General features: G+C 49.9%; 11 protein-coding genes. 9 read left to right on the plus strand and 2 right to left on the minus strand.

What is annotated here, in order from left to right:
• Positions 1-357: 357 nt before the first annotated feature.
• Positions 358-2,121, minus strand: coding sequence for a cache domain-containing sensor histidine kinase (locus HPT30_RS04245; protein WP_175370240.1), 1,764 nt, complete (start codon positions 2,119-2,121; stop codon positions 358-360).
• Between the two features lie 283 nt (positions 2,122-2,404).
• On the opposite strand from HPT30_RS04245, the gene HPT30_RS04250 reads away from it, so the two are divergent.
• The 8 genes from HPT30_RS04250 to HPT30_RS04285 all read left to right on the plus strand — a co-directional run bounded on the left by HPT30_RS04250 (position 2,405) and on the right by HPT30_RS04285 (position 13,396).
• A complete protein-coding gene (locus tag HPT30_RS04250) occupies positions 2,405-3,361 on the plus strand; it encodes an ABC transporter permease (protein ID WP_175370241.1) in 957 nt (318 codons plus the stop codon).
• Between the two features lie 26 nt (positions 3,362-3,387).
• Complete coding sequence (locus HPT30_RS04255) at positions 3,388-4,278, plus strand: carbohydrate ABC transporter permease (RefSeq protein ID WP_175370242.1); 891 nt, start codon at positions 3,388-3,390, stop codon at positions 4,276-4,278.
• Positions 4,279-4,417: 139 nt separating this feature from the next.
• A complete protein-coding gene (locus HPT30_RS04260) occupies positions 4,418-6,031 on the plus strand; it encodes an extracellular solute-binding protein (protein WP_217622249.1) in 1,614 nt (537 codons plus the stop codon).
• Between the two features lie 282 nt (positions 6,032-6,313).
• On the plus strand, positions 6,314-7,207 hold the full coding sequence (locus tag HPT30_RS04265; RefSeq protein WP_175370243.1) for an ABC transporter permease: 894 nt from the start codon (positions 6,314-6,316) through the stop codon (positions 7,205-7,207).
• A 4-nt stretch (positions 7,208-7,211) separates the two neighbouring features.
• A complete protein-coding gene (locus tag HPT30_RS04270; RefSeq protein ID WP_175370244.1) occupies positions 7,212-8,108 on the plus strand; it encodes a carbohydrate ABC transporter permease in 897 nt (298 codons plus the stop codon).
• Between the two features lie 71 nt (positions 8,109-8,179).
• Positions 8,180-9,832, plus strand: coding sequence for a type 2 periplasmic-binding domain-containing protein (locus HPT30_RS04275; RefSeq protein WP_312876291.1), 1,653 nt, complete (start codon positions 8,180-8,182; stop codon positions 9,830-9,832).
• Positions 9,833-9,972: 140 nt separating this feature from the next.
• Positions 9,973-11,772, plus strand: coding sequence for a cache domain-containing sensor histidine kinase (locus tag HPT30_RS04280; protein WP_246316922.1), 1,800 nt, complete (start codon positions 9,973-9,975; stop codon positions 11,770-11,772).
• A gap of 1 nt (position 11,773) precedes the next feature.
• The gene (locus tag HPT30_RS04285) at positions 11,774-13,396 is read left to right on the plus strand and encodes a response regulator (protein WP_246316923.1); all 1,623 of its coding nucleotides are present in this window, start codon (positions 11,774-11,776) and stop codon (positions 13,394-13,396) included.
• Positions 13,397-13,486: 90 nt separating this feature from the next.
• On the opposite strand, the gene HPT30_RS04290 is transcribed toward HPT30_RS04285, so the two are convergent.
• A complete protein-coding gene (locus HPT30_RS04290) occupies positions 13,487-14,380 on the minus strand; it encodes an AraC family transcriptional regulator (RefSeq protein ID WP_175370246.1) in 894 nt (297 codons plus the stop codon).
• A 161-nt stretch (positions 14,381-14,541) separates the two neighbouring features.
• Here HPT30_RS04290 and HPT30_RS04295 point away from each other — a divergent pair, with 161 nt between their 5' ends.
• Positions 14,542-17,874, plus strand: coding sequence for a DUF5107 domain-containing protein (locus HPT30_RS04295; protein WP_312876292.1), 3,333 nt, complete (start codon positions 14,542-14,544; stop codon positions 17,872-17,874).
• Positions 17,875-17,989 lie beyond the last annotated feature (115 nt).

Consider the following 17,989-nt stretch of genomic DNA (forward strand, 5'->3'; position numbering starts at 1 on the left):
CAAAGAGTGTAACGGACTGTACAGCCGCTATTTGCGATTACAACTGGGTTTTAGACATGTAACGGACTCCAGCGCCGCTATTTACTCCAAAACCCCGCATTTTAATCAGACGCCAGCCTATAGAGTCACCTGAGTCCGTTAGCTTCCCTAGCGGTCGAATATATAGACAATAAGGTCTCTGGGGTCCGTTAGGCGGCGGTGTGAGCACCAAATTTACCACCTTAGCGACCGCGGACATCCTACTAGGAATAACTACTCGTAAGAACACTAGAAAGAACACTAGAAAGAACACTAGAAAGAACACTAGAAACAATACTAGAAGCAACTACTCGTAACAATTAAGAAACTACGCCCTCGTTACAACATCACCTTTTGCGGCAGGCGGATCTGAACTGTGGTCCCTATGCCCAGTCTGCTGTACACTTTTACGCCATAACGCTCCCCGAATTTCAGCTTGATTCGCCGATCCACGTTCGATATGCCATAGCCCCGTCCAGGCTTGTCCTCCAACAGTGTTTGTAACTTGTCTGGTCTCATCCCCATACCGTCATCGATCACGGACAGGATAATGTCGTTGTCCTCGATGATCCCTTTGATGTGAATATTCAGCGGGCTCTCCTGATTCCACACGGCATGAATGACCGCGTTTTCAATAAAAGGCTGCAAGGTCAGCTTCACCGTAGAGTAGGGCAGGATGGCTTCATCAATCGTGTAGGTAATATTCAGCTGCCCTTTGAAGCGAATCAACTGAATGGCATTGTAGCTTTTCGTTAGCCTAATTTCCTCATTGATCGTCAGGATGCTCTTCCCCTTATTGAGAGAGATACGGTAGAACTTGGCTAAATTCAGGACCATATCCTGAATCCGTTGGTCTTGATGCTTGATAGCCAAGGAGGAGATGGAGCCCAGCGTATTGTACAGAAAATGAGGGTTAATCTGGGCTTGCAGCAAATCCAGCTCAGCTTCCTTGCCCAGCAGCTCTTTCTGGTACACCTCGGTAATGAGGCTTTTCAGGCGGTTCGTCATTTGCCGGAAAGCAAAATGCAGCTGTCCAATCTCATCATTGCCGAGCTGCTCGTCCTTGGTCGTAGTGAAATCGCCTCGCTCAATGCGCCGGATCATGCGGATTAACATGCGGATACGTTTGCTGAACAGCGACGCAGTGATATAAATAAGCAGCAGAGCCACGCCAATAAAGGCCAGCGAGATTTTGATGATCGTTTGCGATAAGGAGCGGGCGTTCTTGATGATGCTGTCATACGGGAAGATGGACACTGTCTTCCAGCCGTTTTTGAGCGTATTGTAGACGGCAAAAGCCTTGACCCCGTTGTACGTAGTATCGAATCTGCCTGATGATGCCTCATCAAACTGATGGTCCAGCAGATCCGGCAAATTCGTGTTCAACAGCTGTTTGTCGGCGGAAGACAGGATCACACCGTCATTGTTGATGATAAAGATGTCTTTCCCTTCCCCGCCAGCCTCCTTCTCCATTAAGGAGTAAATTACCGATTCGGATATACTGAAGACCAGAATTCCGTACGGATATTGGTTGCGGTTATTATTAAGCTGCCTGGCCAGTGTGAACATGGCGGGACTATCCTGGGTTTGCGGCGAGGACAAATGAACAATATTACCGTAAGTATGCTGCAACTGCTTGAACAATTCTGTCTTTTCAACTTCCGGTGTAACCGGTTTGATATAGTAGTTGTCTTTGGGCAGCGATGCATTATTTGAATAAATGAATACGCTATCAAAATCAGGGTAAGCAGCCATCACTGTGTCAATTCGATTAGCAATGTATTTATAGACATCCAGGTAAGAAGGGTCATCCTGATATTCGCTTGTCAGATAACTGGCCAATCTACTATCCAAATAAATAGAAGCTGAAATATGTTCATAACTATCCAGCTTGTTCTCCAGATTCTTGGTGATCTGGGCGGTTGAATTCATCATATTGATATAGATTTGTTCTGTGAGCTTGGACTTTGTCAGCTCGAATGATATGTAGGCCAACAGCATCATTGGAACAATGGTGACCAGGACAAACACCAGGAACAGCTTGGAACGAAAGCTTAGATCCAGGAACGGCATGTAGAAGTATTTTCTATAAAACTGACGCATCGAAGAAGCCCTTTCTCTAAGGAGTATTTGGTGTACCTTAATGACTAACAGGCAGTGATATACATATTTTTCCTGACTCACAAAGACAAGTTTTCCAAGTTTATCATAGCAGACTGAATATCGAAATCCAACAATAGTTTGCGGCGAAACATCTTTAAAAAGCGGTATCTTTCGGAGGATTCAAGTATAGAAAGGAACCTGTAGCGGCCTTAAGATAAGGAGGAGAGAAGTAAAGCCAAGAGATGGCTAGGCATGCTGTGTAAAGAGAAAGGGAGGGTATTTGATGTATAAAGCAAGCGCTATCAAAACAGTCAGGGGCAACAGTCTGTGGTACAGACTAAAAGAACAAAAGTGGTTATTTGTACTTATGTTCCCTGCCTTTATTGCGACATTGCTGTTTTCTTACGGTCCTATGTTTGGATTGTATATGGCATTTACGAATTATCAGCCGGGTGGAGGATCATTTTTACATCAGTTCTTTGGTGCTGAATTTGTTGGCTTAAAGTGGTTTGAATATTTCTTTAGCACAGGAGATTTCTATCGGGTAATGCGGAATACGCTTGCAACAAGCTTGCTGACGCTGTTATTCGGATTTCCTGCTCCAATCATACTTGCATTGATGCTGAATGAAGCCAAACAAGGATTCTTCAAGCGTTTTACACAGACGGTTTCTTATCTGCCGCATTTTATCTCCTGGGTTATCGCAGCAAACATTGTAATTACACTGCTTGCCTCGGATGGAATGCTTAACAACTTCCTGGTTATGCTGGGAGTGATCAAAGAACCGGTAGCCTTCCTGCAAAATGGACCGTTGTTCTGGTGGATTATCGCCTTATCAAATATGTGGAAAGAAATGGGTTTTAGCGCAATTATGTACCTTGCAGCGATTTCGGCCATTAACCCGGAGCTTTACGAAGCAGCAAGAGTGGATGGAGCCAGCCGGTTCCGCCAAATGTGGCATATTACGCTGCCAGCCCTGCGCCCAACCATCGTAATTCTGGGGATTCTCGCAGTCGGTGGCATTCTGAATGCAGGCTTCGAACAGCAATACCTGCTGCAAAATAATACAGTCCTTGAATATTCGGAAGTTATCGATATTTATGCTTATAAATACGGACTACAGAACAGCATGTTCTCTTACGGGGCTGCCGTGGGGATGTTTAAATCAGTCGTCGCCTTTATTCTAGTAGTGATTGTGAATAACATTTCCAGAAAAGTGAACGACCAGGCGTTGTTCTAAATAAAAACAGGAGAGGAGCGCTTGCGATGGTTTCAAGTAGATTCGGAGATTATTTCTTTAAATTCTTTGTGTACCTCATTCTCACAATTGTATTGCTGGTTACATTCCTGCCTTTTTGGAACATTCTCGTTCTTTCATTAAATAGCGCGGAGGATACGGTAAGAGGAGGCGTCTACTTATGGCCAAGAGCGTGGACGCTGGACAGCTACAATCAGATATTGAAAGACAGTGAGATCATGAACGGTCTCTGGGTAACCGTGAAACGGACCGTGATCGGTGCACCGCTGTCAGTCCTCGTTATTACGATGCTGGCTTATCCGCTAAGCCGCCGGAATTTGGTAGGACGCAAAGGATGGAACCTTTACTTCGTCTTCACAATGTATTTTGCCGGTGGTCTGATTCCTTATTATATGGTTCTAAAAGCGCTGAACATGATTGATACGTTCTCCGTATTCATTCTGCCAAGTTTGATGAACGTCTTCTATATGATTATTGTACGGACCTTTATGGAGGGGTTGCCTTATGAGATTGAAGAGTCAGCAAAGGTAGACGGAGCGAACGATTTGACGATTTTCTTCCGGATTGTTCTGCCGCTGACAACGCCTGTGCTTGCAACCGTCGGACTCTTCCAGGCCATTGGACATTGGAATTCCTGGTTTGACTCCTATGCGTTCACCTACAGTTCAGACCTGAAAACCTTGCAAGCCGTACTCGTTAAAATATTAAGCCAGTTCCAGACCGGAAGTATGGTGTCACAGACGCAGATGCTAGCCAACTCGGCCAAGCGGAATGCCGTTTCAAGCGATACGATCCGAATGGCAGCGACGATGGTTGCGACCTTGCCTATCGTGCTTGTATATCCATTCCTGCAAAAGTACTTTGTCAAGGGTATGACTTTGGGTGCTGTTAAGAGTTAATATGGTTAAATAAAACCGAACGCCAGCTGGAGAAGACTTGTCCGGCTGGCGGCCCTGAAGGGGGGTGAGGTGACAGACTTGCTTGGTTGCTTGAACGACATGTAAAGTAACTTATTCAATGGGAGGAATTAGGGTGTCAATGATAAAGAAAAACAAATGGATGAGCGTAGGTATTACGGCTGCACTAGCTGCTGGTTTACTGGCGGGATGTGGTTCAAATGACGCAAAAGACAATACAAACCAAACGGCCGGAGACAATACAAAACAAGAGCCGATTACACTAACCTGGTTTGATTCTAATACAAAGGGAGAGCCCTTTACTGATGCTGTAGCACAGGAAATTACTAAAAAGACAGGCATTTCGCTCTCTATACAACAGCCTACCGGAAACCCGACAGAGAAGCTGAGCTTGATGCTTGCCAGCGGTGACTACCCGGACGTAGTGGTAATGAGCCGTGGGGACGCTTCACTCGATAAGTATATTACAAGCGGAGCATTCGTACCGCTCGATGAGTTGATTGAGAAATATGGTTCTGATGTGAAAGAAATGTATGGCGACACATTGACTAAAACACGCTATAAAGACGGCCAAAACTATTATTTGGCGAACTGGTATGGACTGGATAGTGATCCTGTCTTCGGGATGCTGATGAGAAAAAATCTGCTTTCGGAACTGGCTCCGGATAAGGCAGATGGTACTACACCACTCACAACTGACGATCTGGAAAAAATATTGAAAGATTTTAAAGAGAAACACAAAACTATTGATGGAAAAGAATCCGTTCCGATGACAATGAACGGTGAGAATATGGGCGCCAATCTTGGAACGTTCAAAGGTATGTGGGGCCTGAAAACCTACTACGATAACAATGGAAAATTGCAGTATGATGTAAAGGATCCGAAGTATCGTGAGATGCTGCTCTATGTGAACCGTTTGTATAGAGAAGGTCTGATCGAGAAAGAATTTGCTATTAGTAAAACGCAAACATGGATTCAAAAGCTGGCTACTGGCGCAGTATTCTCCTCACCAGGCGCTTATTGGGATCCAGGTAATGGTAATGCAGCTTTGAAGAAGGATGGCGGCGTAGATAACCAGCTCTTCCCGTACAAGGTTGTTGCACCAGGTACAGACCCTGCCCAAACAACATTTGGACCAAGAAGCTCGCTGGGATGGGATGCAATCGCTATCACGAAGAATAACAAGCACCCTGAAGAAACAATGAAACTGTTCAACTTCCTGGCAAGTGATGAAGGTCAGCATTTGCTGCTGTGGGGTCAAGAAGGAACCAACTACACGATGGTAGATGGCAAGAGAGAACCGGATCCTGCATTCTTGCAAAGCTTCAAAGATAACTGGGATGATACCGTGAAGAAGAGCGGCGTCCGCAAATGGCTGTGGTTCATCAAGAATGGTCTGGATCCAAACGGACAGCCTTACGATATGGCGGTTAAATTCCAACGCAACGAAGTAGATGAAATGGCGATCAAGAATCTTGGGGATTCCGTTTGGGATACAGCGGAATATGATAACCTGACTCCTGATGGCGGAACACCTGAAGCACTGACAGCTCAGAAGGTTAAAGATATTATGGAACAAAGCACTACCCGAGTAATCATTGCTCCTACTGAAGCTGAAGCTAATGCCACATTCGACAAGATGCTTGACGATATGAAAAAGGCTGGCGATGAGAAGGTAGAAGAGATTATCAACCAGAAGTATGAAGAACGTATGAAGCTTTGGGGCGGAAAATAATTAGCCCAGTTCTGAATGGATAAATAACCCGTAAGACGAACCTCTGCTGAGGCGACGGCTTACGGGTTATTTTTTTTGCTGTCCTTCATACCGGTGTTAAAATAGTACATTCTCTGCGGTAATCTACTACAAGAAATCAAACGCTTTAGCTGATACACTTTCTTTCAGCCATCAAGTTCCAATCATAACGACAAAAATCCAATCGTTGTTATATGGATGCGCTTACAGAACAGCACTATAATGACAATACAAGATGATTAACGTGCTGAAAGAGGTGATGAAATGCTTGCAAGACTCTCTAAATACCGCTGGCAATATGTAATGATTCTGCCGGCTGTAGTGCTGTTGTTTCTATTCAGTTATATTCCGATGGCCGGCATTCAAGTCGCCTTCAAGGATTTCCATATCGGAGGGACGATTTGGAACAGCCCGTGGGTAGGGCTGGAGAACTTTTCTTTCTTGCAGGATGACCAATTCTGGATTGTAGTGAAAAATACGATTTGGATTGCTTTACTCAAATTTATATTCGGGTTCCCTGCACCGATCATACTGGCATTACTCATTAACGAAGTCAGAAATAACGCTTTTAAACGTTTCGTGCAATCGGTCAGTTATCTGCCTCACTTCTTTTCATGGATCGTGGTGGCTTACATTCTACAGTCCCTGCTGACCCTCGATGGCGGTCTAGTCAACCAGCTGATCGTCAATATGGGCGGAGATCCGGTTTTCTTCCTTGGTTCGACCGAGTGGTTCCGTCCGATGATTGTGGCGAGCGGCCTGTGGAAGGAAGTCGGCTGGAATACGATTCTGTATCTCGCAGCAATCACGACTATTGACCCGCAGCTCTATGAAGCGGCGAAGGTGGAAGGCGCAGGCAGACTCGCACAGATTCGCCATATCACGTTGCCGGGTATGATGCCGACCATTGCGATTGTACTGATCCTCAGCATGCCGAGCTTGATTGCAGTGGGGATGGATCAGATCTATCCGCTGATGAATCCGGCCAACCAGCCGGTTGCAGATGTGCTGGATACGTACATTTTACGCAGCGGCTTGCAGCAAGGCTATTTCGGAATGGCTACTGCGATCGGTCTGTTATCTTCAGTGATCAGTTTGATTCTGGTACTCGTTACGAATCAGCTGGCCCGCAAATTCAATGGAGAGGGGCTTTGGTAGAGAGATGAAGACTTCGTTAAGAGATAGAACAGCCCAGGTGATCATTATTGTTCTACTGTCCCTGCTCTGCGTATCGGTCATCTATCCGTTCCTGTATATGCTGGCAGTTTCCCTCAACGTTGGTAGCGATGCTGCCAAGGGCGGGGTGTATCTATGGCCGCGGGAGTTCACGCTGTACAATTATGAAATTGTACTTGGCAACGTTGTAATCCGTCATGCTTACCTGATTACGATTGCCCGGACGGTGCTGGGAACGCTGATCGGACTTGCGGTGACGCTCCTGATGGCGTTCGGCATATCTTACCGGATGCTACCATTCAGAAAGCAGATTCTCGCTTACGTTCTGCTCACGATGCTCTTTAGCGGCGGATTGATCCCGCTGTACATTCAGCTGAACAATCTGTCCCTGCTGAATTCCTTCTGGGTGTATATTATTCCGTCAGCCTTCTCGGCTTGGAACATGTTCGTCATGATGAAATTCATTCAGGGCATTCCCGAGGCGCTAATAGAATCCGCTGAGATCGACGGCGCGAATCCGCTGCGAATTCTGTTCGTAGTCGTGCTGCCACTCTCCAAGCCTATGCTGGCGGCCATCGGATTATTTACCGCAGTAGGTCATTGGAATGACTGGTTCGCCGGCGCATTCTATGTCAGCGATCAGAATCTCATTCCGGTGCAGACCTTCCTGCAGCAGCTCTTGTCCGCTCAGGATATTTCTACAGTGCTCGGCTCCAACAATAACCAGGAAGCACTGGCACGGGGAACGATGCTCTCCAACGTAACGCTGATGTCCATTAAGATGGCTACCGTAATGGTGAGTGCGATTCCGATTCTCTGTGTGTATCCGTTCCTGCAAAAGTATTTTGTCAAAGGGGTTCTGATCGGTTCCGTCAAGGGATGATGCAGCTCCTGTATTAGTGGGTATGAGGCAACAACAATATACCAATCTGTTATCCATGAGGGGGATAAATAGTGAATCTACGTAGCTGGAGAAATAAAGGGGCAGCAGTACTTAGTACTGCCATGCTAGTTTCTGTACTGACCGCATGCTCAGGCGGTGCAGGCACACCTGGCACAGATGAAGGCGCCAGCGGTTCCAAGACATTCAAGCTGTGGCTCGGCTGGTCGGCGACCGTCAACAATGACAGCATGGTACAGAAGTATTGGAGAGAGAAAGAGCCGGGTATCAACGTTCAATTGGAGTCTACGCAGGGTGATGCCATGACTCAGTTAAATCTGAAGCTGAACACTGGCGGTTTTGAAGATGCAGCCATTTTCTCTCGCGGCGATGTGGTGACCAATGCCATGATTCGTTCGAAGAGCGTTCTTCCGCTGGAGCAATATTTCGATATGCCGGATAAATATCCAAGTCTGGCGGCCATCCCTAAAGTATATCTTGATAAAATGAAGGATGCCGACGGTCACATCTGGTCGATCCCGACCTGGTTTGATCAGGATCCTGCAGACCCGTGGCCGGGCTGGGCTTCCTTGGGCTGGTTCGTCCGCAGCGATGTGCTGGAGAAGGTCGGCATGACCAAGGACGATCTGAAAACGATTGAGGGTGTGGAGAAGTATCTGAAGCTGGCAGCAGGCCAGAAGGATGCATCCGGCAAAAATCTGCTCCCGCTCAGCTTCATGTCGGATGCCAATGACGAGAACGTTGTCCTCAGTACCTTCGGTGTGACCGTCAGCTCGGCAGGCGGCGTCATTCCAGTAGAGAAGAAGGGTAACGATTACGAATTCATCTATGACAACCCGCAGTACAAAGCGGCCTACCAATGGATGAACAAGCTGTACAGAGAGAACCTGCTTGATCCTGAAGCGATCACTGATAAGAAGGAACGCTACAAGGAGAAGAACAAGACTGGCCGGGTAGCTATGAACGTAGGCGGATTCTTCAACATGGACGCTTCCCTGTGGGAAACGTTGGATGGCCCAACCGAACCCGCGTGGTTCTATGATGTCATTCCATATCCGACAGTTCCAGGCGCCCCGCATGTCGGTGCGAATCAAATCATCAATCCGTACCCGGCAAACGATGTATATATCAACAAGAACACAAAGAATCTGGAAGCCATCCTTTCCTTCTTTGATTACACATTGCAGCAAAAACCTGAGCAGCAGCAGGTAGCCAACGAAGGGCCGGCCGGAGTGTTCTGGGATTGGGTAGATCAGCCGCTGGGTAAATGGACATACACAGATGCCAAGTACAAAGAGCTGCATGATTCCGGAGACTCCGCCAAGAAAGCAAGTACGACACCGGAGCTATATGCGACCTCTTCTTACAGCAACAAATGGTATCCTTGGTGGAACTATGGCGTAACCGATCCTAAGGGCAGACTCAAAACTATTGAATTCACCGAAAGTATCGGTAAAATGGGCGGTGCCCGCGTGGCCGAGGACTATGATATGGTTAAAGCTAAACCGGGCGGTCTTTGGGAAAAGTACCTGCCGGAGCTGGAAAATGTGCGCAAGGAATACAAGGCCAAGCTGATCATGGCCAAGGATGAGGCCGGGTTCGAACAGGCCTGGACGGAATTCCAGGGTGCCTTGGAGAAGCGCGCACACTGGAGCGAGCTAAAGAATGAATGGCATGAGGAGTTGCAAGCTCAGGCAAGCAAGTAAAATGCAGCACCGCCGGATGACGGCGCCTCCTGTCAGGACATCGAAGAACGGGGACCTTCCTTTTTTTGGGGGAAGGGCTCCCGTTTATTCCTGTTTTAAGACGGTTTTATACATGGGGGATGGCGGGAGGAGGAACTTTCTTGAGACAATGGTTGGAGCGCAGGATTATCGGGTTCACACAAGGGATGGATCTGTACGGCAAAATTTTATCCATGTATATTCTAATCCTGCTGATTCCGACGCTGCTGCTTGGTAGCGGTGCCATTTACCTGGTCATTCAAAGCTTTCATAACAGCTTTCTGGCTACGGTTGATGAGGCAGTCCGGCAGACGGCGCGCAATGTGGATTTTGGCAAACAGAGCTATGATCTGTTAGCTGTCCGCACCGCCACCGACGGTGAGCTCGTGGCCCGGCTGGGGCGGGAATATACAGACCGGGCGGATATTGTGGATACGGTTAACTATGTGGATCGGACGTTTCTGGTTACAAGCAAATATTTGCCGGGAATCGCGGATTTCCGTATCTATCATACCAACGACACCCTAGTGCAGGACGGACAGCTGCTGTGGCGCCCGGAGGACCGTCCTCTGGCCGGACGGGATGAACAATCCTGGTTCGAAGAGGTGGTGAATTCCCCGGATTCACTGCACTGGGCTAGTGTTCCCGGTAATCCGAACCAGATTGTTCTCTCCCGTAAAATTATCAACCCGACGGGAAATATTCTGGGTGCAGTCTATATCCTGCTGAATTACGATGCCGTCTTCGGCGATTTGCTGGGTCAGCCGTTTAAGGACAACGGGAGCCTGTATGTGATCGATAGCTCTCGTCAGATTCTGGCGGGGACAAACCGCGAAGTCATCGGGAACCGCATGCTTCCGGATGAAGCTGCCGGAGGGAAGGCGGCTAAACCGGTGAACGCCAATGTCTACAATCCGCATGAAACCAAAGCGCTGGTGATCAGTAAGCCGCTATCTTCAGGCTGGCAGGTTGTTGCTGTTATTCATGCGAAATTTGTAGACGGCCAGAATTGGACCGTACTGATTCTGATGATCAGTATTATGGCCTTCTTCTTGCTCTTGTCCATCTTCCTGATGCTGACTATTATCAAGAACATCGTGCTGCGCATCCGCAGGCTGGGCAACCGGATGAGCGACCTGTCCCGCGGTGAATTTGAGGTCATGGTGCGGAGCTCAGGGCATGATGAGCTGGGCGAACTGGAGAATATCTTCAATTCCATGTCCGGCCGGCTGGGCAAGCTGGTGCAGGATATCCGCATGGCTGGTGTAATGGAGAAGGAGCAAGCCTTCAAGGCGCTGCAGGCGCAGATTAATCCCCACTTTGTCTATAACTCGCTGGGATTGCTTCGCTGGCGGGCACTGGATTTACAGGATGAAGAACAGCTTCGGATTATCGACGCGCTCACGGTCTTTTACCGGCTAACGCTCAATAATAACATCAGCGTAGTGCCGATTGCAGAAGAACTCCAGCATGTGCAGGCTTATATGGAAATTCAGCAGCTTCGTTATCCGGACCGGGTGCAGGTGGAATGGGAGATTGATGAGGAGGCGCTCCGTTATTTTACCGTCAAGACGATTTTGCAGCCGATTGTAGAAAATTGTTATCAGCATGGTTCCATTACGCGTAAGAAAGATGCCCTGATTATTATTTCTGTACGGTATGAACAGGAGAAGATTGCGCTCACCGTCTTTGACAACGGAAAAGGAATCCCGGCCGAGGAGCTGAAGGATGTCCGGGAGGGACGAACGGTGAGTAAAAATAGAAGCAACGGCTTCGGGACAGCCAATATTAAAGAGCGGCTCAGTCTTTATTTTGGCGGGGAAGCGTCATTTGAGATCGAGAGTGAAGCAGGCGAGTGGACGCTGGTGACGATCAAGTTCCCGGCTTGTACCGAACCAATGAGTCTGGGAAAGGATGTGTAGCATGCTGAAGGTACTGATTGTGGATGATGAACCGTCCAATGTCTATGGGCTGGTCCGTTATATAGAATGGGAGAGCCTTGGTTACGAGCAGCCGATGACCTGTGAATCAGGTGAGGAAGCGCTGGAGCTGCTTAAGGGGACGGCTTTTGATGTGCTGATCTCGGATGTATCGATGCCGGAAATGAGCGGGATAGAGCTGGTAGCGTATGCCAAGCGGATGTACCCTCAGCTGCAGGTGCTGATGATTAGCGGATATAACGAATTTGAGTTTGTCCGCGACGCCATTGATGTGGGAGCTCAGGCTTATGTTTTGAAACCGCTTAAACTGGAGGAGGTCGCAAGCCGTCTGACTTCGCTGCGGGTGACGCTGGAGAAGATGAATGCGATTAAAGATCAGACCCGTGAACTGGAGCAAAAAGTATCGGAGAGTATCCGGGTGGCGAAGGAGCGCTTTGTCAGCGACCTCATTGCCGGGATTGCTCAGACGGAGGAGATGCTGTCCTCCTGGGAGCGGTTGCTGGAGCTACCGCAGATGGAGCAGGGGCTGCGGGTCATTGTCTTTGGTCTGGATCATTTTCTAACCTCGGGGCAGGAGGCGAGGGAGCGTGTTGTCCTTGGGGGGCTTTTTCGCAAAACGATTGATATCGGCCTATCCGACCTTGGTTCCCTGTTATTTCAGGGGCAAACCGCACCTGATGAGATCGTGGTGCTGGAGCTGAATGCAAGTCCCGAGGAACGGGCGCGGATGGAGAAGCAGTTCAGCTTTATCCAGGAGATGGTGCTGGAACAATATGGATCCACAGTGACCGTTGGCTGCAGCAGAGAAGGCAGCGGCTGGGGAGAGGCTCAGCTGCTGTACAAAGAAGTCCGGTTCATGATGGCTCAGTCGCGCCTGATTGCCGATGGGCAGATTGCCCGGTTTGAGCAACTCGATTCTGCGGGCTTCAAGGATTACCGGCTGCGTGAGGAATTGATGCCCAAGATGGTGAAGCTGATGGAAGAGGGAGATGCCCCCGGCGTGTCTGGGCATATGCAATCCATTTTCGATTTGGTGCTGGGGCAGGAACCTATATCTTTTTCACATGTGCAGGCTTTCGGCATGAGCTTCCTTAGCGAGCTGATTCGGGCACTCAAGTGGCACAGCAAAACAGAAGGCGAAATCAATATCCTCATGTGGCGGCGGCTGCTGGATTGCAGCAGTACCCTGCAGATTGTTGAAGTACTGACCGAGGTTGTAGACCGTTATATGACCGAAGACCAGCATGATCAGCTCAACCAGCAGCGCAGTCTGATTCGCAGAATCGCCGTTTTTATCGAGGAGAAGGTGAAGGAGAACTGGACGGTAAAACAGCTTGCGGAACAATTCAACCTGAATGCCAGCTACCTAAGTGTGTTATTCAAAAAAGAAATGGGCATCACCATCTCCGACTATGTCCAGGAGACCCGGATCAAGCTGGCACGGGAACTGCTGCAGGACCCTAGTGTTAAAATCTATGAAGTAGCCGAGCAGGTCGGTATCCAGACCTCGGCGTATTTCACCTACCTGTTCAAGAAGATCGTCGGCTGCACCCCGCAGGAGTACCGGAATTATCACTCTAAGGAGGAAGGGCGGGATAAGAGGTGAGCTTTTGAAGGGTTCGAATCAGTACCGGCTTTTTCGGACCCCTCTTATGATATGGTGTCTTTACGCTTCAGTATGCCTGTTGCGCATCTATCACCCTTTATGTGTGCTGCGGTACTGCGAGGGCGAGCAACCCATAATCTTCTTGAACAGTCTGGAGAAATAGTAGGGGTCCTGAAATCCCAGCCGGTGGCTGATTTCCTTGATGCTGTGATCTGTCAGGTCGAGATGCTGGCAGGCCAGCTGCACCTTGAGGCGCAAGTAATAATCGATCGGCGAATAGCCGGTCGTTTTTTTGAATCTGTGGGTAAAGTGTGGCACAGAGAGGTTGCTCTCTGCCGCCAGTTCTTTGAGCGACAGATTATGCTCCAGATGCTCGGTCATAAATTTCACGGAGCGCTCAATGTCGTGCTTGTTGCGCTGCTGCTGGCTGGAGAGCGGCTGAAGCTGCGAGAACTTCAGGATGGCCGCCAGATGGCAGGCCAGTTGTGAGACATAGATGATATGGTGCAGGGTGTAGCCTTTTTGCAGCAGCTCATAGCACTCATCGAACAGCTCTACGATCTTCAAGGATTTGTCGACCGGGATCGGAATCGGTTCACATGCCCCGTCGCTCCCCGAGAAGAAATCGGCGGCGTTCTCTCCTTTCATATGCCACCAGTAAATACTCCATGGATGCTCCGCGGAAGAGGCGTATTCATGCGCCATTCCTGCGGGGATAACGACTGCGGAACCCTTGTGCAGTGTCTGAGTCTTCTGACCCTGCACCCTGTACCAGCCTTCGCCGCTGATGCAGTAGATAACGATATACGCTGCGCTGCCTTCCGGGCGTTCCCTGTAGTGATGCTGTGCGAGCGGAAAGTAGCCGATATCGGTCAGATGCAGCGGGCGGATCAGGGGATGCTGGGCATAGTCTTTAATAATATGATCCGGCAGGACGATTAATTTCTGGGCGTTGAAGCCTTCCTCAATTCGTATATTTTCCATATATACACTATGCTCGAGCGGAATTTCTTTGTCAAATCTATCAACGGCCTATAATCATCATATAGTCCATCATCCTCATGAGATAGTCAATGGTGTCTATGCGTGTTCACTCGTAAGATAAGGGTAGCAAGTGAATCCCTTACAAGAGAGGATGGGCACCCGTGTCAACAATTGAAGAAGTGAAGATTTGGGAGGAAAGTGTCGAGATTCCCACCTATGAAGTCGGACAGCCGGACAAGAATCCGATGTTCCTGGAAAAGCGGGTCTATCAGGGAAGCTCCGGACGCGTGTATCCGCTTCCTGTCATTGATAAAATTTACGATGAGAAGGTCATGAAGCCTTACCAGATAGTCTTTTTGGAAAATGAGTTCGTACAGATTCAGATTATGCCGCAGATCGGCGGACGGATCTACCGGGCGATCGACAAAACTAACAATTATGATTTTGTTTATTACAATCAGGTTATCAAGCCTGCACTGGTCGGCCTGACTGGGCCGTGGATCTCTGGCGGTATTGAGTTCAACTGGCCGCAGCATCACCGTCCCAATACCTTTGGTCCGGTGGAATACCGGCTGGAGCAGGGTGAAGACGGAAGCGCTACGGTCTGGGTCAGCGAGATTGACCGGATGAGCGGCACCAAGGTGACCGCAGGATTCACCCTGCATCCCGGCAAGGCTTATCTGGAGATTTCGGCGCAGATGTACAACCGGACACCGGAGCCACAAACCTTCTTATGGTGGGCGAATCCGGCGGTTGCCGTCAACGATCACACTCAGTCCGTGTTCCCTCCGGACGTAACAGCGGTTTTTGACCACGGCAAACGCGATGTCTCGCGCTTCCCGATAGCGACTGGCACCTATTATAAGATGGACTACTCCGAGGGTGTAGATATTTCCCGCTACAAGAACATCCCGGTACCGACCTCTTATATGGCCTACAAGTCGGACTTTAACTTCGTAGGCGGTTATGATCATGGGGTACAGGCTGGATTATTGCACGTAGCGAATCATCATGTCTCACCGGGTAAGAAGCAGTGGACCTGGGGCAACGGCGAATTCGGCCAGGCGTGGGACCGCAATCTGACGGATGAGGACGGCCCGTATATTGAGCTAATGACAGGCGTGTTCACGGACAACCAGCCGGACTTCACATGGCTCCAGCCGTATGAAGAGAAATCCTTCAAGCAATATTTCATGCCTTATAAAGATATCGGCGTGGTCAAGAATGCTTCGATTGAAGCCGCTGTCAATCTGGAAGTGGATGAGACAGAACGCACGGCTACAGTGTTGGCCTATGCGACATCGGTCTTCGAGGGTGCCGTAATTGAGCTGAAGGGCCGGAGCCGCACCTATGTCTCCGATGAGGTGACACTCTCTCCGACCTCAACCTACAAGTCAGTCATCACGCTGGACGAGGGCGACCTTCCGCATGATCTTACGGTTACGGTAAGGGATGCTTCTGGACGTCTGTTGATTGCCTACCGTCCGGCGAAGCCGTCCATTGAACAGGTCCCGGATGCAGCTAAGCCACTGCCGAAGCCGGAAGAACTATTGACTAACGAGCAGCTGTATCTGGCCGGTCTGCACCTTGAGCAATATCGCCATGCCACCTTTGAGCCGGAGTCGTATTACCTCGAAGGGCTGAAGCGCGACCCGGATGATATCCGGATCAACACAGCTTACGGCACGCTGCTGCTGCGCCGCGGGCGCTTTGCCGAGGCGGAGGGACATTTCCGCACCGCAGTGAAATCGCTGACTTGGCGGAATCCGAACCCTTATGATAGCGAAGCCTACTATCAGCTCGGGTTGGCCTTGAAATTGCAGAACCGGAGCGAAGAGGCCTTCGCTGCGTTCTACAAAGCCGTATGGTCCGCTGCTTGGCAGGACAGCGGATACTTCTCGCTGGCTGGCATCGCTAGCGGCCAGGGGCAATACGGTGAAGCGCTGGAGCTGGTGGAGCGTTCGCTCATCCGCAACAGTCGCAACTATAAGGCGCGCCATCTGAAGGCGGCGCTGCTACGCAGGCTGGGCAAGCCTGCGAAGGGTCTGGCCTTTGCGGAAGAGACGCTGGCGCTCGATCCCGCTGACTTTGGAGCCGCCAACGAACGGTGGGCGGCACTGCTGGCGCTGGGCGAAGCCGCCCAGGCGGAAGCTGCGCTGGCTGAACTGCAGCGCTTCATGCGCGGCGATGTTCATAACACGCTGCAGCTGGCTGCCGATTATATCGGGTCCGGCCTGTATGAAGAGGCTGTGCAGGTCATGGCGCGAATCGCGCCGGATGCGGGCACATCCGCTTATCCGATGCTGCATTACACACTGGCCTATGCCTACGCACAGCTTGGCTCGGCTGAGCTTGCGGCAGCACACCGCCAGGCCGGCAGCCAGGCGCCTGCCGATTACTGCTTCCCGAACAGCCTGGTAGATCTGGCTGTGCTGGAGAACGCCATTGTGGCAAACCCTGCCGATGGCATGGCGAACTACTATCTGGGCAACTGGCTGTATGACAAGAAGCGCCATGCGGATGCCATCGCCCGCTGGGAAGCGGCTGCGTCGCTCCAGAGCGATTTTCCAACGGTACACCGTAATCTGGCGCTGGCTTATTTCAACAAACGCAATGATCCACAGGCCGCACTCCAGTCGCTGGAACGTGCTTTTGAATTGAACACAGCCGATGCCCGTGTCTTCTATGAATTGGATCAGCTCTACAAGAAGCTGGGTCGTCCTGCCGACTGGCGCTTTGCCAAACTGGAATCCCATTCGGACCTTGTCGGCAAGCGTGATGACCTGTATGTGGAGTTCGTGGCCTTGCTCAATTCTCTGGGGCGGCACGAAGAGGCCATCTCGGTACTGGAAAACCGCAACTTCCATCCATGGGAAGGCGGAGAAGGTAAGGTGACTGGACAGTATGTGTTCGGCCATGTGGAGCTGGGTAAGAAGAAATTGCAAGAAGGAAACTATGAAGAAGCGGTGTCTTTGCTGTTGAAGGCGCGGGTCTATCCTGAGAATCTCGGGGAAGGCAAGCTGGACGGGGCACAAGAGAACAATATTCTGTACTATCTGGGTAACGCGTATGAGGGCTTGGGCAACAGGGAGCAGGCCGAATTCTATTGGAACGCCGCTTCGCAAGGGCTGGAGGAACCAGCGGGAGCGATGTATTACAACGATCAGCCGCCGGATATGATTTTCTATCAAGGGCTGGCTTGGCAGAAGCTACAAGTCGAGAAGGAAAGCAAACGCCGTTTCAACAAGCTGGTAGATTACGCAGAAAAGCATCTGTTCGATGAAGTGGAATTTGATTACTTTGCTGTGTCGCTCCCGGATTTCCTAGTCTTCGAGGATGATCTGAACAGACGCAATGAAATCCATTGCCGCTACATGCTGGGTCTCGGATTACTTGGATTGGGACGCACAGAGGAAGCCAAAGCCCGGTTCCAAGAGGTGCTGGCGCTGGAAGCCAATCATCAGGGAGCTCTGATCCATCTTAACCTGTGCTAGTGGCACATAATGAACATCACTGACAAAATAGCGGCAGAATAATACTGGAAGAATACTAGCGGGTGTATACTGGAGGATGATTATTGCAGGGTCGTCTGCGATGATCATCCTCTGG

Source organism: Paenibacillus agri, assembly GCF_013359945.1.
GTDB classification, from domain to species: Bacteria; Bacillota; Bacilli; order Paenibacillales; family Paenibacillaceae; genus Paenibacillus_AQ; species Paenibacillus_AQ agri.

What these genes read in the sequence shown, in the direction of transcription:
- HPT30_RS04245 (WP_175370240.1), bottom strand. Translation starts at nt 2,121, where the DNA reads ATGCGTCAGTTTTATAGAAAATACTTCTACATGCCGTTCCTGGATCTA.
- HPT30_RS04250 (WP_175370241.1), top strand. Translation starts at nt 2,405, where the DNA reads ATGTATAAAGCAAGCGCTATCAAAACAGTCAGGGGCAACAGTCTGTGG.
- HPT30_RS04255 (WP_175370242.1), top strand. Translation starts at nt 3,388, where the DNA reads ATGGTTTCAAGTAGATTCGGAGATTATTTCTTTAAATTCTTTGTGTAC.
- HPT30_RS04260 (WP_217622249.1), top strand. Translation starts at nt 4,418, where the DNA reads ATGATAAAGAAAAACAAATGGATGAGCGTAGGTATTACGGCTGCACTA.
- HPT30_RS04265 (WP_175370243.1), top strand. Translation starts at nt 6,314, where the DNA reads ATGCTTGCAAGACTCTCTAAATACCGCTGGCAATATGTAATGATTCTG.
- HPT30_RS04270 (WP_175370244.1), top strand. Translation starts at nt 7,212, where the DNA reads ATGAAGACTTCGTTAAGAGATAGAACAGCCCAGGTGATCATTATTGTT.
- HPT30_RS04285 (WP_246316923.1), top strand. Translation starts at nt 11,774, where the DNA reads ATGCTGAAGGTACTGATTGTGGATGATGAACCGTCCAATGTCTATGGG.
- HPT30_RS04290 (WP_175370246.1), bottom strand. Translation starts at nt 14,380, where the DNA reads ATGGAAAATATACGAATTGAGGAAGGCTTCAACGCCCAGAAATTAATC.